This window comes from Bacillus sp. EB01 (assembly GCF_000613125.1).
In the GTDB taxonomy this organism is placed as follows: Bacteria; Bacillota; Bacilli; order Bacillales; family Cytobacillaceae; genus Bacillus_D.
This window is the reverse complement of sequence record NZ_HG964497.1, coordinates 2,823,152-2,842,082: the sequence shown is the minus strand read 5'-3', so window position 1 is coordinate 2,842,082 and position 18,931 is coordinate 2,823,152. Positions and strand designations below refer to the sequence as shown.

At 45.4% G+C, this 18,931-nt stretch carries 12 protein-coding genes and 2 riboswitches; of the genes, 7 read left to right on the top strand and 5 right to left on the bottom strand.

Annotation, left to right across the window (positions count from 1 at the left end):
• Positions 1-268 precede the first annotated feature (268 nt).
• The 4 genes from TY16_RS13120 to TY16_RS13105 form a co-directional block, all read right to left on the bottom strand.
• Positions 269-1,477: a M20 family metallopeptidase gene (locus TY16_RS13120; protein WP_043932360.1), complete on the bottom strand. Its 1,209-nt coding sequence runs from the start codon at positions 1,475-1,477 to the stop codon at positions 269-271.
• 144 nt (positions 1,478-1,621) lie between these two features.
• Positions 1,622-2,452, bottom strand: a complete 831-nt coding sequence (locus tag TY16_RS13115) for a MetQ/NlpA family ABC transporter substrate-binding protein (protein ID WP_043932359.1) — start codon at positions 2,450-2,452, stop codon at positions 1,622-1,624.
• A 60-nt stretch (positions 2,453-2,512) separates the two neighbouring features.
• The gene (locus TY16_RS13110) at positions 2,513-3,163 is read right to left on the bottom strand and encodes a methionine ABC transporter permease (protein ID WP_043932358.1); all 651 of its coding nucleotides are present in this window, start codon (positions 3,161-3,163) and stop codon (positions 2,513-2,515) included.
• Complete coding sequence (locus tag TY16_RS13105) at positions 3,153-4,184, bottom strand: methionine ABC transporter ATP-binding protein (RefSeq protein ID WP_043932357.1); 1,032 nt, start codon at positions 4,182-4,184, stop codon at positions 3,153-3,155. The genes TY16_RS13110 and TY16_RS13105 overlap by 11 nt, the downstream gene beginning before the upstream one ends.
• Positions 4,185-4,285: 101 nt before the next feature.
• Positions 4,286-4,387: riboswitch (SAM riboswitch) on the bottom strand.
• A gap of 76 nt (positions 4,388-4,463) precedes the next feature.
• A riboswitch (SAM riboswitch) is annotated at positions 4,464-4,565 on the bottom strand.
• 219 nt (positions 4,566-4,784) lie between these two features.
• On the opposite strand from TY16_RS13105, the gene TY16_RS13100 reads away from it, so the two are divergent.
• The 7 genes from TY16_RS13100 (at position 4,785) to TY16_RS13070 (ending at position 17,895) form a co-directional block, all read left to right on the top strand.
• Entirely contained in the window at positions 4,785-6,377 is a 1,593-nt protein-coding gene (locus TY16_RS13100) for a response regulator transcription factor (protein WP_043932356.1), read from the top strand.
• Between the two features lie 13 nt (positions 6,378-6,390).
• Entirely contained in the window at positions 6,391-8,181 is a 1,791-nt protein-coding gene (locus TY16_RS13095) for a cache domain-containing sensor histidine kinase (protein ID WP_043932355.1), read from the top strand.
• A gap of 334 nt (positions 8,182-8,515) precedes the next feature.
• On the top strand, positions 8,516-9,799 hold the full coding sequence (locus TY16_RS13090) for an ABC transporter substrate-binding protein (protein WP_043932354.1): 1,284 nt from the start codon (positions 8,516-8,518) through the stop codon (positions 9,797-9,799).
• A gap of 728 nt (positions 9,800-10,527) precedes the next feature.
• Complete coding sequence (locus TY16_RS13085) at positions 10,528-11,379, top strand: carbohydrate ABC transporter permease (RefSeq protein WP_231505707.1); 852 nt, start codon at positions 10,528-10,530, stop codon at positions 11,377-11,379.
• Complete coding sequence (locus TY16_RS13080) at positions 11,372-12,190, top strand: carbohydrate ABC transporter permease (protein WP_043932353.1); 819 nt, start codon at positions 11,372-11,374, stop codon at positions 12,188-12,190. Before TY16_RS13085 ends, TY16_RS13080 begins: the two co-directional genes overlap by 8 nt.
• A 27-nt stretch (positions 12,191-12,217) precedes the next feature.
• Positions 12,218-15,238 carry a glycoside hydrolase family 2 TIM barrel-domain containing protein gene (locus TY16_RS13075; protein WP_043932352.1) on the top strand — a complete coding sequence of 1,007 codons (3,021 nt, stop codon included), beginning with the start codon at positions 12,218-12,220 and terminating at the stop codon, positions 15,236-15,238.
• A gap of 428 nt (positions 15,239-15,666) precedes the next feature.
• The gene (locus tag TY16_RS13070; RefSeq protein WP_043932351.1) at positions 15,667-17,895 is read left to right on the top strand and encodes an alpha-galactosidase; all 2,229 of its coding nucleotides are present in this window, start codon (positions 15,667-15,669) and stop codon (positions 17,893-17,895) included.
• A gap of 117 nt (positions 17,896-18,012) precedes the next feature.
• Here TY16_RS13070 and TY16_RS13065 read toward each other — a convergent pair whose 3' ends face one another.
• Positions 18,013-18,834: a hypothetical protein gene (locus TY16_RS13065; protein WP_043932350.1), complete on the bottom strand. Its 822-nt coding sequence runs from the start codon at positions 18,832-18,834 to the stop codon at positions 18,013-18,015.
• Between the last annotated feature and the right edge of the window lie 97 nt (positions 18,835-18,931).

The following is an 18,931-nucleotide window of genomic DNA, read 5'->3' as shown; positions in this document are numbered from 1 at the left end:
GTACTACTCAGAGACCGGCTAGTGAACAGTACTATAAAAAGTACACACCGCTGGTAATTAAGAGTGGTGCGGATACATAGTCATTTCTAGTACTACTCTGAGTAGTATCATTTTTCATCGCGGATTTACTAGTACTACTCAGAGACTGGCTAGTGAATAGTACTATGATTAATACACAATAGTAGTAATAAAGTGTAATACATATAAAAAAGAGGGGTCAGACCCTTACCCCCTGGGGGTAGGGGTCTGACCCCTGCTTTTACGTTGCTTAGTTTGCTTCGGCTGCTTTGCGGTCGGCGAATTCTTGTTTGACTGCGGATAGTGCGTCGGCGTCTGTGATGAGCCGGAGTGCAGTCAGTGCGAGTGCTTTTGCACCGGTGATGAGCGCCTGGTCACCTTTAGGGGAGGCGGCTGCCTCACGGAATGGGACGGTGTGGGCGACGAGGTCAGCCTGGCCAATCGAGATATACGGGTGAATGGTTGGGACAACCTGGCTGATGTTACCTGCATCGGTCGAACCGATTCCGTCACGCTCTCCGGTAAAGACCGGTTCACCAAGTTCCTCGATCACCTCTTTAAACAGCGAATCAAACGTTCTATTTAATAGAAGATTGTCGACTTCATTTTGGAAGGCAATGACATTCAGCTTTGCTCCGGTCGCGAGAGCAGCGCCTTCTGCGACAGCCTTGACGCGTCGGGTTACTTCGTTTAAGCCGCTCCGGGTTGCTGCACGGATAAAGAAGCGAGCCTTCGCATATTCGGGAATGATATTCGGCGCGTCTCCGCCATGGGTGATAATCCCGTGAATGCGGACATCGTCAGTAAGCTGCTGCCTTAAGGCGTTAATTCCGTTGAACAGCTGGATGACGGCATCAAGTGCATTGATTCCTTCATGAGGTGAACCGGCCGCATGTGCAGGTTTGCCGATGTATTCAAAATCTAGCGGGTCAACTGCCAGTGAAGGAGACGTCAAGGCTGTTTTTCCAGATGGATGAATCATGAGGGCGGCGTCAATTCCTTCAACTAAACCGTGTTTGACAAAGCTTCCTTTGGCACTGCCGTTTGGACCGCCTTCTTCAGCAGGAGTCCCAAACACGACTGCCGCACCGCCTGTTTCCTCAATGACTTTGCTTAAGGCAATCCCAGCTGCGACACTTGTTGTACCGATGATGTTGTGCCCGCATGCATGGCCGATTCCAGGGAGAGCATCGTATTCAGCAAGGAAGGCGATTGAAGGGCCAGGCTTCGTTGATTTCTTTCGTGCAACAAAGGAGGTTTCATGTCCGGCAACAGCCTTCTCGACCTGAAATCCCTCATCTTCCAAAAGCTTGATATGCTGGGCGGAAGCAAAGAACTCCTGGTTGCCAATTTCCGGCCGGGCGTGGATTGCATGGCTAGTGGAAAGATATAGCTCCCGCTTACTATCAATGTTTTCAATGATTACATTTCTAAGGTCTGTTTGTACTGGTGCTGCCATCTTTTTCTCCTCCTTAAGTTGATGAGGAAGGGAATGCCCCTCCTCATTAAAAGTAGATTAAAACCTTATCCCAAGGCTGTTTGAAACTTAGCCGCATTGCAGCTCTAGCTAATAGTGTCGGCCAGTTTTTCCAAAGAGGGGTTCTTACCAGCCGATTTCACTAAGCGGTACGAATGTTGGGATCATGTTGCCTTTGTATTCTTTTTCAATAAACTCGGCTGTGTCATCAGATTGGTAAAGCTCAGCGACTTTCTTGTAAGTTTTGTTGTCTTTGTCTTCCGCACGTGTTGCAATAATGTTCAGATATGGCAGGGCTGTTGCGCTTTCGTGAAAAATCGAATCCTTGGTCGGTGAGAAGCCAGCATCTACCGCGATACCGTTGTTGATGATAGAAGCGGCAACGTCAGGCAATACCCTTGGAGTTTGTGCAGCAACCATTTGTTCAATTTTCAGGTTTTTAGGGTTTTCGACAATCACTTCAGGACCGGCGATACCATCATAGTTTTCAGGCAGTGTGATTAGGCCAGCTTCTTGAAGAAGCAGCAATGCACGGCCGGAGTTGGATGGATCGTTTGGAATCGCGATTGTTGAACCTTCCGGAATTTCTTTTATGTCCTTATATTTTTCTGAGTATAGGCCCATTGGCGCAAGTACGGTAGTTGCAATTGGTACAAGGTCAACGTTGTGTTCTTCAATGAATGTGTCAAAATAAGCAACTGTCTGGAATGCGTTAATATCAACTTCGCCTTCAGCAAGAGCAGTGTTTGGTGCAACATAATCCGAGAACGTAATGACTTCAATTTCAATGCCTTCTTTTTCAGCCTTTTTAGCAATAAAGTCCCAAACGCGGGTGTCTGTGCCGCTGACACCGACTTTTACTTTGACAGTGTCGTCCGATGCTGATGATGAGTTTGAGCATGCTGCACTGAAAACCGTTAATACCAATACGAGAAATGTTAGAATTACTTTTTTCATGATGTTTTCCTCCTGAGTTAACTTCTTTTTTTAATAAAATTCATGCCAGGCTATAACCTGTTATCTCCGCCTTATTTTCTTCGCTAAAACATTTCCTAATGTTTGTAGTCCCTGGACCATGACAACGAGGATAGCAACTGTGATCAGCATTGTCGTTGTGTCGAAGCGCTGGTAGCCATACGTGATGGCCAGGTCGCCAATTCCGCCGCCGCCGACTGCACCTGCCATTGCTGATGCACCAACAAGGCCGATTGTTGCAATGGTGATGGCGAGAACAAGAGAGCTTAGGGCCTCAGGGATTAGGAATTTAAAAATAATCTGGGAAGGCGTTGCACCCATTGCTTCCGCCGCTTCGACCACCCCCGGATCGACTTCAAGGAGCGAGTTCTCTACAAGCCTTGCAATATAGGGGCCTGCATAGAAAACCATTGGGACGATTGCTGCAGCAGTACCGATTGATGTGCCGACGATTAGCCTTGTAATCGGAATGATCGCGACTAAAAGAATAATGAACGGAACTGACCTAAACACATTAATAATGCCGCTAAGGATATTAAAAAACGGCACGTTTTCAAGTAAATGGCCTTTTCGTGTCACAACGAGCAGGATACCGAGCGGCAGCCCAAGAAGAACTGAAAATAATAGCGAAAAGCTTACCATTTGTATGGTTTCAATCAATGCTTCAATAATTTGTTCGGAGTTAACTAGCATGTGCTTTCACTTCCTTAATGCTGACATTCTGTTGATGAATAAATTGCAGTGCCTTTAGAATTTCCTTGTCATTTCCCTGGAACTCGACTATCAGATTTCCGAACGGTGTGCCCTGGAGCTCGGTGATATTCCCGAATAGCACATTAACATCGATGTCGAACTTTTTAGCAAGCTGGGAGAGCAGGGGCTGCCCGGCCGAATTACCGACGAAATTGATACGGTAAATTTTCTGGAGGCCAGCATGATCTTCGATGAGGCTGGTGACGGATTCAGGCAGTTTGTCATTCATCACGGATGAGACAAAATTGCGTGCGGTCTGTGTTTTCGGTGCGGAGAAGACGTCAAACACTGAACCTTCCTCGATGATCTTTCCTCCTTCGATTACAGCGACCTTGTCGCAAATTTCCCTGATGACTCCCATCTCGTGGGTAATAATCAGAATCGTGATGTTGTATTCCTTGTTGATTTTTTTTAAAAGCTGAAGGATTGAGCTGGTTGTTTGCGGATCGAGGGCAGAGGTTGCCTCATCACATAACAGAATTTTCGGCTGGGTCGCCAGCGCCCTTGCAATGCCAATCCGCTGCTTTTGGCCGCCGGAAAGCTGATCTGGATAGCTGTCAGCCTTGTCAGCGAGCCCGACAAATTCAAGGAGCTCATGGACACGCTTTTTGATTTGTTCCTTCGGCTGCTTAGCCAGAATAAGTGGCATCGCTACATTTGCAAAGACAGTTTTTGAATTTAATAGATTGAAATGCTGGAAGACCATCCCGATATTTCTTTTGACTTCACGGACCTCTTTCGCCGAAAGAGTTGTCAGGTCCTGGCCATCGACAATTACATGACCGGATGACGGCCGCTCCAGAAGATTCACGCAGCGGATCAGGGAGCTCTTCCCGGCCCCGCTGAAGCCGATCACACCGAAAATTTCACCTTTATCAACCTTCAAGTCGATGCCGTTCAGCGCGGTGACTTCGTTCGGACCGCTGCCATACACTTTTTTAACCTGTTGAAATTCAATCATTGTAGTCCTCCTATAACCGACTCGAATTTTACTGATTCAAATAAAAAACCTCTTCTGGAAAACAGAAGAGGGCAAGCAAGCTTAAAGGCAAGCAGCGTCTCTTCTTATCTTCCAAGCTGTTACGCTTGCTGGAATTAGCACAGACTTATTTGTCCGCTGCCGAGGTGTCATAGGGCCAGTCCCTCAACCTCTCTGGATAAGAAAATCGCATATTTAATTTTTCGAAAAAATAAAAGTCCCCTTCAGATAGAAGAGGACTGTAAATACTAAATTCGCCTCTTCTTATCTTTCAAGCTGTTACGCTTGCTGGAATTAGCACAGACTTGTTTGTCCGCTGCCGAGGTATCATAGGGCCAGTCCCTCAACCTCTCTGGATAAGAAGGTAAGATTATTTGCTTTTCTAAATTGCCTGACATTTACTTTACTAGTGTATTACATGTATGTCAACAAACTTATACTGAAATATTTTCAAGAAAAACATTCCAATTATAGTGAAGCGTTTTCATAATCTGGCAGTTGTTGCGATAATTGCTAATAGAGAATGATGGCGCACTAGTTTACAATAATAGTATGTCTATCGATACCGGAAGGGGGATTTTTATGGGGAAAGATGGACTTTACCGAGTCATGATTGTCGATGATGAGATGCTGATTCGAGAGGGAATCAAGCATTATATAGATTGGGAGCAAGAAGGATTTGAAATTGTTGCAGAAGCGGCTAATGGCCGTGAAGCGCTCGATTTGCTGGAGACGGCCAGGCCGCAAATCATCCTTACTGATATTGTTATGCCGATTATGGATGGTGAGGAGCTGACAAAAATCGTCAAGCAGCATCATCCGGAAATTGAAGTGATCATCCTTAGCAGTTTTGGCGACTTTGATTATGTCCGCGCCGCCTTCCAGCATGGGGCGGTTGATTATATATTAAAACCAAAGCTGGATGGGCCTGTCCTTATTGGGGTACTGGAGAAGACCGCTGACAGGATTCAGTCGTCCGGTAAAATGAAAGAGCGTCCTGATGATGGGAAGACTTCAATTGGAGAAGTCATCAATAAAATCTTTTCTGGATACAAGGTGGATCTTGATGATCCAGCAGTTTCTTTCTTTTTTCCGTTTAAGGGTTATTGTCTTGCCGGGTTCAAAGCTGGTGATAGGAGTAACCATGCCCTGTTCGTTCAGGAGCTAGAGGCATCGTTGAAAACTGCGCTTGGCAATTGTATAGTTTTCCGTTTTCCTGAAGGCAAGGATGCAGTGAACTTTTTAATTCATACTGATTTTGACTGGAATACAATTTTGCACTCTGTTGAAGCAGCTGTCATGTCAATAAAGTTAGAGATCGGAGACCCATCGAGTACCGCTGGTGAACCTCAAGGTGAGAAGCGCAGTCTTTACGCTGTGGTGGGAAGTTATTTTACCAACCTTGCAAACCTTGGCGGTATCCAGCGTGATGAATTAGACAGGCTGCTTAACTTCCATTTTTATTTTTCCGATGCAGGCATTTTGACACCGGCGATTTTCGAAAAAGAAGCACCGCAGCCGCCCGAATTCAGTGTGGACGTTTTCACAGCAGAATTACGGCAGCGAAATTTTGATGCCGCGTTTATGTCTCTTAAACAACATGCAGTTGCATTAACCGAATGTTTTACGATGGATATCTTCGAATTCAAGTCTTTTTTCAGCAATACGATATTTAATATGGCAATCATCCTCGGAAATATGGGCTTTGACATAAAGGGGCTCGATCAGGCTAAATATCAGTATTTAAGATTGATTGACCAGGCTCAGACAGCTGGGGAAGTTCTCGGCCTGCTTAACCGATTTCTGGAAGTAGTCAGCGCAAGTATCGAGTTGACTCCGCATGCCTCTTCATCGCTGAATATGAAAAGCATTCGCCAGTATATCGTCGAGCATTATCAGGAGCCATTGACGCTCACAGATGTGGCGGCTCACTTCCATTTCAATCCTTCCTATTTATCAAGCTATTTTTCAGCAAATAACGATGAAAGTTTCACTGAATACTTGAACAAAATCCGGATTGAAGAAGCGGCCAAGCTGCTGACTGCTGGCAGCGAGCCGATATCAGAAATCAGCGCAAGAGTGGGGTATTCCGACCATAGCTATTTTTGCAAGGTATTCAAAAAACTAAAAGGTGTTTCACCGAGCCAATATAAGCGGAAATACCTTGTCAGGTGAGGGATGATCCAACATGAAATTCATTCCGGAATGGTTCGAGAAACAGGGGATGTTCACCAAGCTTTTTCTATTCACGTTTGTAATGATTGTAACCGTTTCAAGTGCGATTACATGGACAACCATTAAAATGTCCGAGGACTTTTTTATAGAAAAATTCAGCATTACCAATTCGAGAGTGATTGCCCAGATGAGGGAGAGTTTCGAGGGTTTTAACAGTGATATTGTCAATGCTTCACAAAATTTGCTGCTAAGTGGGACCATCAAGGAAGGCCTGACAGGAGAGCAGACAAATTATGAGAAGATGAGCACATACTTCAATATGTCCCAGCAGCTTAAAAGGGTCCGAGGCAATCTCGATAATTTTGATGTGAGCATTTTCGTTATGGGAAGGAACGGCATTGGCCATACAACAGAAAGGACGTATTGGCCGGTCACTGATAAAGAACTTTTCGACAGTCACATTACGGATAAAACTTTAAAGCATCCGCGGCGGCTTATCTATCATGCCGATAAGAGAACGGGCGAAGACGGTACCGTGGATAATTATGTCGTTGCATCACTCGCTTTGATGGACCGAATCAATGGAGAAATATACGGGGCAATGTATTTTGGCTTGAATGAGCAGGAGTTCCGTGATATGTATGCGCCTTACACGACTAAAGGCAGCAACATATTTATCGTTGACAGAGCCGGGAAGATCATCTCAAGCAATCATTCTGACATGATCGGCAAAACAGAGCCAGCCTTTCCTTCCTTTGTTAAAAATCTTGGCCAGTCGGAAAAGGGTTACCTTGTCGAGAAATTCATGGGCAAGGAGCAGATTGTCCTGATGGAGTATCTGCCTTCATTTGATATGTATTTGTTCAATATTCTCGATAAAAAGACTGCAGTCGATAATGTTATTGATAAAAAGGCGATCATCCTGATAAGTGGGGCGATCTTCCTCATTGCCCTCATTGTGGTTATTTTGGGAACAAAGGAAATGACAAATTCCCTGACAAAGCTTGTTGATCAGATTTCGAATGCGCCAAAGCATGAATTCCATAAATCGATTGAGGTAAGCGGCACACAGGAGACGAGGAAGCTCGCAAAGGCATTCAATGCGATGTTCGAGGAATTGCATGAGTATGTCGATCAGCTCATTGATGCACAGAAGCAGCGGCGGACTGCTGAACTGGCCGCGCTTCAGCAGCAAATTAATCCTCATTTTCTGTACAATACGCTGACCTCGATTAAATTTATGGTCAGGCAGGGGGATGTCGAGGAAACCGAAAAGACAATGAATGCCTTCATCTCGCTTCTGCAAAATACGCTTGGCACTGTCAGCGAGACGATTACGGTTTCCCAGGAAATTGAGAACCTTAAACACTATGTACTAATCAACCAGAAACGGTATGGCGACCGAATCAAAGTAAATTATTTTGTCAGCCCGGATGCTGCTTCCTGTAAAATTCCAAAGCTGGTCCTGCAGCCATTTATCGAGAATTCGTTTTTCCATGGATTCAATCATAAGCCTGGGGGAAATATTCATGTGATGGGCTGGAAGGAAGAGGGGACCTTAATTTGCGAAGTGGTCGACAATGGTGATGGTATGGAGGTTGCACCCGGCGGAAATCTTCCCGCTACCAAAAGGAAACAGCAGCTTTTCTCAGGGATCGGTGTTAAAAACGTCCATGAACGGATTCAGCTGATTTACGGCGAAAACTATGGAGTTTCGATCACTAGCAAGCTTGGGGAAGGAACGAAAATCAGGATTACCATGCCTGCCGAAAGTGATGAGGATGCCAGATCCGCCACAGGTTAAATATTGGTAAACAGAAAGCCAGTCTTCCGAGTGCTTTATTGGTACCGGCAGGCTGGCTTTCGGTATTTTTACAGGATGGGTTATAGGATATGTTCTATTAAAAAGAATTGATTGAGGCACTTGGAGCGGAAATCACATTATTATTTTACCTAATCTAAAAAAAGTCCAAAAACCCAAAAATAATCGTAGGTCAGACGTGTAAGCGGATACAACCTTCAAAAAATAGTACAAATTCATAAAAATATCGTTCTAACGTCGTGCGCATTCGGAATGCTAACATAAAGGTGTAAGGTGTTAGCGCTTACAAAATACAAATTTACTGGGGGGAAATTTTATGAAAAAGATGCTTGCATTGTTCCTTGTAAGTATCCTTGTGCTTTCAGCATGTTCTTCCGGAACAGGTTCAAAAGAGTCTTCCGGCAGTAAGGATACGAAAGATATTACAATTTGGGCATGGGATCCAAACTTCAATATTAAAGCCCTTGAATTGGCAAAAGAAGAATATAAGTCGGTTGACTCCGAGCTCAACGTGAAAATTGTTGAAAATGCTCAAGCTGACATTATCCAAAAATTGAACACAAGCCTGAGCTCAGGTACAACAAAGGGACTTCCAAACATTGTCCTGATTGAAGATTACCGCGCACAAAGCTTCCTGCAGGCATATCCTGACATGTTCTACGAACTGACAGATGTGATTAAAGCAGACGATTTTGCGGATTATAAAATCCCTCCAACAAGTGTGGATGGCAAAAACTACGGCGTTCCTTTCGACACAGGTGTAGCAGGCCTTTACTTCCGGACAGACTACCTGAAAGAAGCGGGTTATACAGTTGACGATATTAAAGATATCGATTGGAACAAATACATTGAAATAGGCAAAAAGATTAAAGAAACGACTGGAAAGCATATGCTGACACAGGATCCTAAAGACCTTGGCCTGATTCGAATGATGATTCAGACTAGCGGCTCCTGGTATCTGAAGGAAGATGGCAAGACTCCTGACCTTGCCGGCAATCCTGCGTTGAAAGAAGCGTTCGAAACGTATAAGGCAATCCTTGATGCAGACTTGATTAAGCCAGTATCTGACTGGAGCCAATTCGTAGGCGCTCCTAACAGTGGTGCTGTTGCGACAGTTCCAACAGGAAACTGGTTCACACCATCCATTAAAGCTGAAGCATCACAGGCAGGCAAATGGACAGTTGTTGCGATGCCGCGCCAAAACCAGCCTGATTCGGTAAATGCATCCAACCTGGGCGGCAGCTCCTGGTATGTCCTCAACATTGATGGTAAAGAAAAAGCTGCAGAATTCCTTAAAGAAACCTTTGGTTCAAGTTCTGACTTTTACCAGACATTGAATAAAGAAATCGGTGCAATCGGCACTTACAAGCCAGCTTCAGAAGGAGAACAGTACAAAGCTACTGACGAATTCTTCGGCGGCCAGGCACTCGTTTCCGACTTTGCTGCTTGGACAGAGCAAATCCCGCAAGTAAACTACGGCCTACACACATATGCAATTGAAGATATCCTTGCAGTTGAATTGCAGAACTATGTGAAGGGCAAAGACATTGATAAAGCACTAGAAGATGCCCAGGCTCAAGCTGAAACCCAAATCAAGTAAGTGATTTTGAAAAAATAAACCAAGCCTTGGGAATACGCCGGCTGATCCTGTTGGTTACACTAACCTGACTGGTTGGCAGGCGGACCCAAGGCTTTTCTTTAAACCTTTGAAAAACACGACCGGTTCATGACCGGAATAAAACTACTAAACTCGAAAATAATGTAGCCTAGGCTATCAATTTAAATATGAAACTTAAGGTTATTCTAGATTTCCACTCCACTTAGAAAAGATCCAGTGAATCATCACCGCAGGGACACACGCCCTTTGTCTGTCACGAGGCGCATTGTGCTTGTCAGCAGGCTCTTCTAGTTGTATTGGTAACGTTTCAAGCCCGGAAGCTACCCAAAATGTAACCAATGAGCTGTATTGATAACGTTTCAAGCTCGGAAGCTACCCAAAATGTAACCAATGCGTTGTATTGGTAACTTTTCAAGCTCGGAAGCTACCCAAAATGTAACGAATGGAATGTATTGGCACCGTTTTAGGCTCAGGAACTAACCAAAATGTAACCAATCGGCCGTACTGATACCGATTTAACTTATGCAGCTTTCCAATTTTGACTATAATCAGCTTTTTACCATAGCTTGCCCCAGTTCACCACAGGCAAGCTACCACAAAGGGGATGAATGAACGTGATGCTAGAAAATACTGGCCAGGAACTTGGCACCGCAAAGCCCCAAAAGCCACCCAAACCTAAGCGCGGCCTGAATCTTCGTTTTAAGAATAAAATGATCGGCTGGTCCTTTGTCATTCTGGCCGCTGTCATGATATTTATATTTTATTTTTACCCGATGTTTCAGGCACTGCTGTTGTCATTTCAATCCGGCACCGGGAGAAATCTGAGCTGGGTTGGCCTTGAAAACTACGCAAGGCTTCTAAAGGACCCTGTGTTTATCACCACCGTTAAAAACACAGTCATTTACTTAATCATCCAGGTTCCACTGATGATTGTCCTTGCCCTTATCTTGTCGGTAATTCTAAACAGCAAGACAATCAAATTCAAAGGACTTTTCAGGACGGCAATCTTCCTGCCGGCTGTTACATCACTTGTCGCTTACTCGGTCATTTTTAAATACATGTTCGGCCAGGATGGCCTAATCAACATCATGCTGATGAAAATTTCGTTGATCAGTGAACCAATCCAGTGGCTGACCGATCCGTTCTGGGCAAAGGTTACCATCATCCTAGCGATCACATGGCGCTGGACAGGCTATAACATGATTTTCTATCTGTCCTCCCTGCAGAACATTGACCAGTCCATATACGAAGCAGCCAAAATCGATGGAGCTTCGGCGTTCCAGCAATTCACAAAAATTACAGTGCCGCTTCTGAAGCCAATCATTCTGTTTACATCAATCACATCAACAATCGGTACGCTTCAGCTGTTTGACGAAGTTATGAATATCACGGCCGGCGGGCCTGGGAATGCGACAATGACGATTTCCCAGTATATTTACAACCTGTCGTTCAAATACACACCTGACTTCGGGTACGCCGCGACCGTTTCTTATGCAATTGTTGCCATGATCGTCGTCTTCTCAATCATCCAGTTCAAAGTGGCAGGTGATAAAAATGATTAAAAAGATATCCGCCTATACAGTACTGACCATTGCATCCATCGTCTCGATTTTCCCATTTTTATGGATGGTTGTCAGTTCGACGAATAAATCATCCGATGTCACACAAGGGAAATTACTGCCCGGCAGCCACCTGGTCGAAAACTTCAAAAATCTGCTTGAAACAATCGACCTTGTACCGGCACTGGTCAATTCAGCGAAAATCTCAATCCTGACAACGATTCTCGCGATGCTGATCGCTTCGCTAGCAGGTTACGGATTTGAAATTTTCAGAAGCAAGTCGAAAGACATCCTGTTCACGATCCTGCTTCTGTCGATGATGATTCCATTTGCGGCATTGATGGTTCCATTATTCAGGATGTTCGCTGACCTTTCTCAAATCTTCCCGGCAATCGGGATTGATACGACTACAGCTGTCATCTTGCCAACCGTTACGACAGCGTTCCTGATTTTCTTTTTCAGGCAGAACACAAAAATGTTCCCGAAGGAAATCCTGGAAGCCGGGCGAATCGATGGCCTGACCGAGCTTGGCATTTTCTTCAGGATTTATATCCCGACCATGAAAACAACGTATGCAGCTGCGGCGATCATCACGTTCATGTCGAGCTGGAACAGCTATCTTTGGCCGCTCGTTGTCCTGCAGTCGCCTGAAAACATGACGATTCCGCTATTGATATCAAACCTTGGTTCAAGCTATGCACCTGACTACGGCGTTATCTTTACGGCTATTGTCATCGCAACACTCCCAACTGCACTCCTCTTCTTCTTCATGCAGAAGCATTTTGTCGCAGGTATGATGGGATCTGTCAAATAACGAACGCACTAGAAAAGGGGTTAGAACATGCCAGTAAATCCGACCACAAGCTGGCTTACGGACTTGACCACGTTCAAGGTCAACCGTTTGCCTGCCCATTCCGACCATTCTTATTACGCAACAATGGAAGAAGCGCAAGCCGGAATTCCAATGTCGATGCGGCACAGCCTAAACGGCGACTGGAAGTTTACTTACTCAGTCAATCCGGAAAACCGTCCGGCCGATTTTTATAAACCCGATTTCAACTGCGGCGGCTGGGGCAGCATCACAGTCCCGGGCCATATCCAGCTTCAGGGCTACGGCCAGCCGCAATATGTCAACACCATGTATCCATGGGACGGCCTAAATGACATCCGTCCGCCGGAAATTCCGCAGGACAAAAACCCTGTCGGCAGCTATGTTAAATTCTTTACAGTCCCTGCAGGTCTTCAGAATAAGCCGCTGTTCATCTCCTTCCAGGGAGTCGAATCGGCATTCTACGTCTGGCTAAATGGACAGTTCATCGGCTACAGCGAGGACTCATTCACCCCGGCCAACTTTGAACTCACACCATTTTTGACCGAAGGAGAAAACAAGCTTGCAGTCGAGGTTTACCAGCGCTCAACCGGCAGCTGGCTTGAGGACCAGGACTTCTGGCGTTTCTCGGGAATATTCCGGGACGTCTACCTGTACAAAGTTCCCGAACTTCACATCTTTGATGCCGACGTCCGACCAGAGCTTGATGCTTCTTTGGAAAAGGGCACATTGTCTGCCAATCTTACACTGTTGGGCCCATCTGAAGGTAGAATTACTGCGGAACTTGTTGACGCAGATGGCACTCTCATAGATTCAGCTGATATGCAGTTGGACGGCGATAAAGTTTCGCTGACAATCGATGTCGAAGAGCCCACGTTATGGAGCGCAGAAAACCCATATCTCTATAAGGTGTTCTTCAAGGTTTACAATGCCAATGGCGACCTCGTTGAAGTTGTACCCCAGAAGGTCGGCTTCAGACGTTTCGAGCTTATCGATAAAATCATGCACCTGAATGGTGAACGGATTGTTTTCAAGGGAGTCAACCGCCATGAGTGGAATTACCGCACCGGCCGCTCTGTTACAAAGGAAGACATGCTTTGGGACATCAAAACACTAAAGCGCAACAACATCAACGCAGTCCGAACGTCACACTACCCGAACCAGAGCTACTGGTACGAGCTATGCGATGAATACGGGATTTATGTAATCGATGAAATGAACCTTGAAACGCATGGGTCATGGCAGAAGATGGGCGCTGTTGAACCGTCCTGGAACATCCCGGGCAACAAGCCGGAATGGCAGGATATCGTATTGGATCGAGCGGTTTCAATGTATGAACGAGACAAGAACCACCCTTCCATCTTGATCTGGTCCTGCGGAAACGAGTCCTATGCAGGAGAGGTCATCCTGAATGCTTCGAAGTATTTCAAATCGAAGGATTCAAGCCGCCTTGTCCACTATGAAGGCGTCTTCCATGCCCGTGATTACGATGAGACAAGCGATATGGAAAGCCGAATGTATGCCAAGCCAGCCGATATTGAAGAGTATCTAAAAGGAGACCCTCAGAAGCCCTACATTTCCTGTGAATATATGCACGCGATGGGTAACTCAGTCGGTGGGATGTACAAATATACTGAGTTGGAAAACAAATACCCAATGTACCAGGGCGGCTTTATCTGGGATTATATTGACCAGTCGCTTGTCAAAAAGGATCGCTACGGCAATGAGTTTTTGGCATATGGCGGTGATTTTGACGACAGGCCGACCGACTACGGTTTCTGCACGAACGGAATAGTTTATGCAACCCGTGAGGAATCGCCGAAGATGCAAGAAGTAAAGTTCCTTTACCAGAACTTCAAGCTCTTCCCTGAAAACGGCGGAACACGGATTAAGAATGAGAGTCTGTTCTCGAACGGAGAGGAATACTTCCTTGAAGTAACTCTATTGCGTGAAGGAATTGAATTTGAGAGGCAGCAATTTGAAGTCTCCATTGCTCCTCAAAGTGAAGCATTCATTGAGCACCAGCATCCTGAAGCCGCAACTGCTGGAGAGTATTCCATCCAGGCAGCACTGAAACTAAAGGAAGGTACTCTCTGGGCAGAAGCAGGCTTTGAAGCTGCTTTCGGACAGTTTGTATTCGAAGTTGAGGGCAGGGAACCTGATGTACCTCAAGGAGAACTCCGCGTTGTAAAAGGCGATGTCAACATCGGTGTCCATGGGAGCGACTTCACAATCTTGTTCTCTAAGCAGGCGGGTTCGCTTGTGTCAATGAATTTTGCCGGACGGGAAATGATTTCATTCCCGCCATATCCATTGTTTTGGCGTGCTACAACAGATAACGACCGCGGTTTTGGCCAGAGTTTCCATTCTGGCGCCTGGTTCGCGGCCAGCCTTGCCCGCATGGCTACAGCGGTTGAACTGGTAGAAGGCAAGGATCGTGTAGAAGTTGCTTTTACCTACAAATTCTCAATAAATCAAGAAATTGAAGTGAAAACTGCCTATACCGTTTTTGGCGATGGAAGTGTCGGTGTGAAGCATTCGTACAATGGAGCTGCCGGCCTGCCGCAAATGCCTTTGTTCGGGTTATCCTTCAAGGTTCCAGCCGATTATGACCAGCTAAAGTGGTATGCAATGGGTCCTGAAGAGAATTATTCGGACCGGGTAAATGGTGCCCGCCTAGGCATTTTTGAAAATACTGTCCAGGATAACTTGTCCGCCTACCTGATGCCACAGGAATCCGGCAACCGGACTGGGGTCCGCTGGGTGGAAGTCAAAAATGGCAATGGCAATGGTATCAAGATCTCATCTGTTACCGAGCCGCTTGAGTGCAATTTCTCGCCGTATACCGCATTCGAACTTGAAAATGCCCAGCATCATTACGAGCTTCCAGACGTCCACTATACAGTGATCACCGTGGCTGGCAGGCAAATGGGTGTTGGCGGCGATGATTCATGGGGCGCACCGGTTTATGATGAACATCTAATCCATGCGAATGAGAACCTAGAATTCGAATTTAAGATTCAGCGAATCTAATAGTTGTGATAGAGTCCCTGAACTTCTTTGGGGACTCTTTCTTCAAAAAGGAGTTTATCTTAATAGAAGTTTCATAGAATCTTCAAGAAATAAGTTTTCAAGATTCGTTGTGCAGCCAACCTCAAAAACACCACGAAATGATTTTTCAAGGACAATTCGGTATGCAACCAAGCTCAAAATGTCCACGAAATGAGTTTTCAAGGACAATTCGATATTCAGCGGAGCTCAAAATGTCCACGAAACGAGCTTTCAAGGACAATTCGATATGCAGCGTAGCTCAAAATGTCCACGAAATGGGATTTCAAGGACAATTCGATATGCAGCCGAGTTCAAAATGTCCTTGAAATGAGGGACTTCCAAAAAGGTTATTAAAGCTAATATTATTCAGCTCAAAAGAGCGCCAAATTGATCTGAAAAGGTGATGTTTTGTGAATATACATGTTAATCAAGAAACCAATCAGTTTCACTTAACAAACGGAAAAGTAAGTTACATTTTTCATGTCATGAAAAATGGCCAGCTCGGACATCTATATTACGGAAAGGCACTCAGGCATCGCAGTGATTTTTCCCATCTGCAAACGTATGATGTCCCGACTGCGGCAAGCTGTCATCCATATGCTGACGATCCGGCGTTCAGCCTGGAAACTCTTAGGCAGGAATATCCTGTATACGGCAGCTCCGATTTCAGGGAGCCGGCACTTTCTCTCAGCAAGCCTGATGATAACTTTATCCCAAATTTCCGTTATGAAACGTATACCTTGATAGAAGGAAAACCTGATCTTGATGGGCTGCCTGCAATGTATGTTAATAATTCAGCCGATGCCATGACTCTTGAGATTGTTTTGAAAGATGCGGGACTCGATGCGGAGCTAAGGTTGAACTATACGATATTTGCCGATCTTCCGGTCATTACTAGGAGCGCTTCGTTGACGAATGGCGGCGGGAACCTGCTGGCAATTGATCGCCTGATGAGTGCATCGATAGATTTTCCTGACAAGGATTTCAGCATGGTTCACCTGGGTGGAACATGGTCTCGTGAGCGGCATGTTAAGGAAAGACAGCTTGAAGTTGGCATTCAGTCGATTTCAAGTATCCGCGGGGCAAGCTCACACCATCACAATCCATTCCTGGCCTTGAAGAGGAGTGATGCGACGGAGCAGCATGGTGAGGTGTATGGTTTCAACTTTGTATACAGCTCTAACTTCCTTATGCAGGTTGAGGTGGACCACTATGGAACTTCGAGGCTGACAGCGGGAATCCATCCGTTCGGCTTCGAGTGGAGCCTTGCGCCAGGTGAAACTTTTCAGGCACCAGAAGTCGTGATGGTCTATTCCGCAGAAGGACTGAACGGGATGAGCCAGGCATTCCATGAGCTATACCGCAGCCACCTTATCCCAAGCAAATGGAGGACCGAAACCCGGCCTATTCTCATTAATAACTGGGAAGCAACCTATTTTGATTTTGATGAGCAAAAGCTTGTAAACATTGCAACTTCTGCGCATGAGTTGGGCATTGAGCTGTTTGTGCTCGATGATGGATGGTTCGGAAAAAGGAATGATGATACAACCTCATTGGGTGATTGGCATGTTGACGTGAACAAGCTCCCGAATGGTATCGAAAGTCTTGCTAAAAAGATTAACGAAACCGGCATGAAGTTCGGGCTCTGGTTTGAACCGGAAATGATCTCGCCTGCCAGCGATCTGTTCCGGGAAAATCCTGAATGGGCTGTCGGTCTAGAGGGGCAGCACCGCACGCTTGGCCGCAACCAGCTTGTTCTCGATTTTACCCGGCGGGACATTGTTGATTATATTTTTGGAAAAATATCTGCAATCATTGAACAGACAGGACTTGCTTATATTAAGTGGGACATGAACCGGAATATTACCGAACCATTCTCGTCAAAACTTGCACCGAATAGGCAGGGCGAGTTTTTCCATCGCTATATCTTAGGAGTTTATGACTTGTATGAGAGGCTGACAAAGAGGTTCCCAGACGTCCTGTTTGAATCGTGCGCAGGCGGAGGCGGGCGCTTTGATCCGGGCATGATGTACTATGCGCCTCAAGCCTGGGCAAGTGACGACACGGACGCGATTGAACGCTTGAAAATCCAATACGGGACATCGTTTGCTTATCCAATCTACAGCATTGGTTCCCATGTATCGGCAGTTCCGAACCATCAAACGCTCCGAAGCACACCGCTTTCAACTAGGGCGAATACCGCCTACTTCGGGACATTTGGCTATGAACTCGACCCATTGAAAATGACAGAAGAAGAGCGTGAAGAAGTAAAAAAGCAGGTTGTCTTTTATAAACAGCATCGCAATCTGATCCGTGACGGCGTATTTTATCGGTTACTGAATCCGTTTGAGAACAACGAAACCGCCTGGATGGTTGTGAGTCAGGACAAAACGGAGGCGTTAATCGGTTATTACAAGGTTCTGGCAACCCCGAACGGACCGAAGCACCAGAATCTTAAATTGCGCGGTTTGAATGAAGAATTCTGCTATACCGTTGATGGAAGAAGCTATTACGGTGATGAATTACTGCAAGTCGGCCTTATTCTGCCAACCGAATTCAATGGCGTCAATGGACGTAACGCCAAACGTGGCGGCGATTTTCAATCGCTTGTCTTCCACCTGACTCGATCAAAGGATTAATATTTCTTTAATAAAAGAAGGGCTCTTTTCTGAGGCCCTTCTTTCACTATGATTTAATAAAATTAGATTCCAGAATTTTAGTGTCACTCTATCAGAATTTGTCCTAATTAGTTTTAACTAATAAACCACCGATTGAAGCTTAAGCTTATAGTTATCAAGGTCAAAGCTGGAGTTGCTGACGAGGACCTTCTTCATTTGTAACACGTCGAAGATTTCTTTTTCCAGGGTTTGTCTCGCTTTTAACACTTGAAGGGTTCCTTCAAGCCCGGCAAGGTTATGGTCTTTGCCATATCCTTGTTCAGTGTAGTAGGAGATAAAGCCTTTGGACCAGTCCTCCGGCCGCTCCATCACAGCTTTCCGAAACGAATAATCAATAGTATCCTGATCGACATAAATCAAGATGGGGTTCAGCTGCTTAACACTTGCCGCTAATTTTTGAACGTACTCGATTGTTTGTTCCTTCGATGCGTTGTATTTAACCATGCCCATGGTTACCGGATTTTGGATAAAACAGCATTCAAAGATATACGTTTTTTGTTCGGCAGCGGCTGCTTTGGCAAATTCAGCCCATCTTTCAGTGATAAGTTCAATGTTCCGCTCTAGCGGCAATTCATAAATATCCAATTTGGAAAGAGTATGGATGAGTTTTTCCGAAAGCTTTTTACTAATTTTTTGATAAGGTATGAGATAGCTGCCGTTTTTTTCTATGACGTTTTCCAGCAGCACCTCTTTATTATCACTACTTGTTGAGAGCAGATGCTCCCATTGAGAGGTGGCAAGACAGGCAACGCCATCATAATCAGCAGGGTGGTCAAGGTTTCCTTCAAAAAACAATTCTGTGTTAATCTTTCTCTCGGTGAGGATTTCATGGACAAGTTTTGCTGTCGTAGACTTGCCCGATCCAGGCAAACCCTCGACAAGGATAAGTTTCGTATTCATAGAGAGGCCGACTCCTATTCTCCTAGTTACTAAGTCCATTATTGATTTATAATTTTGCTGTCGCAACCACTATTTTTCGACACAGCATAGCAGTATT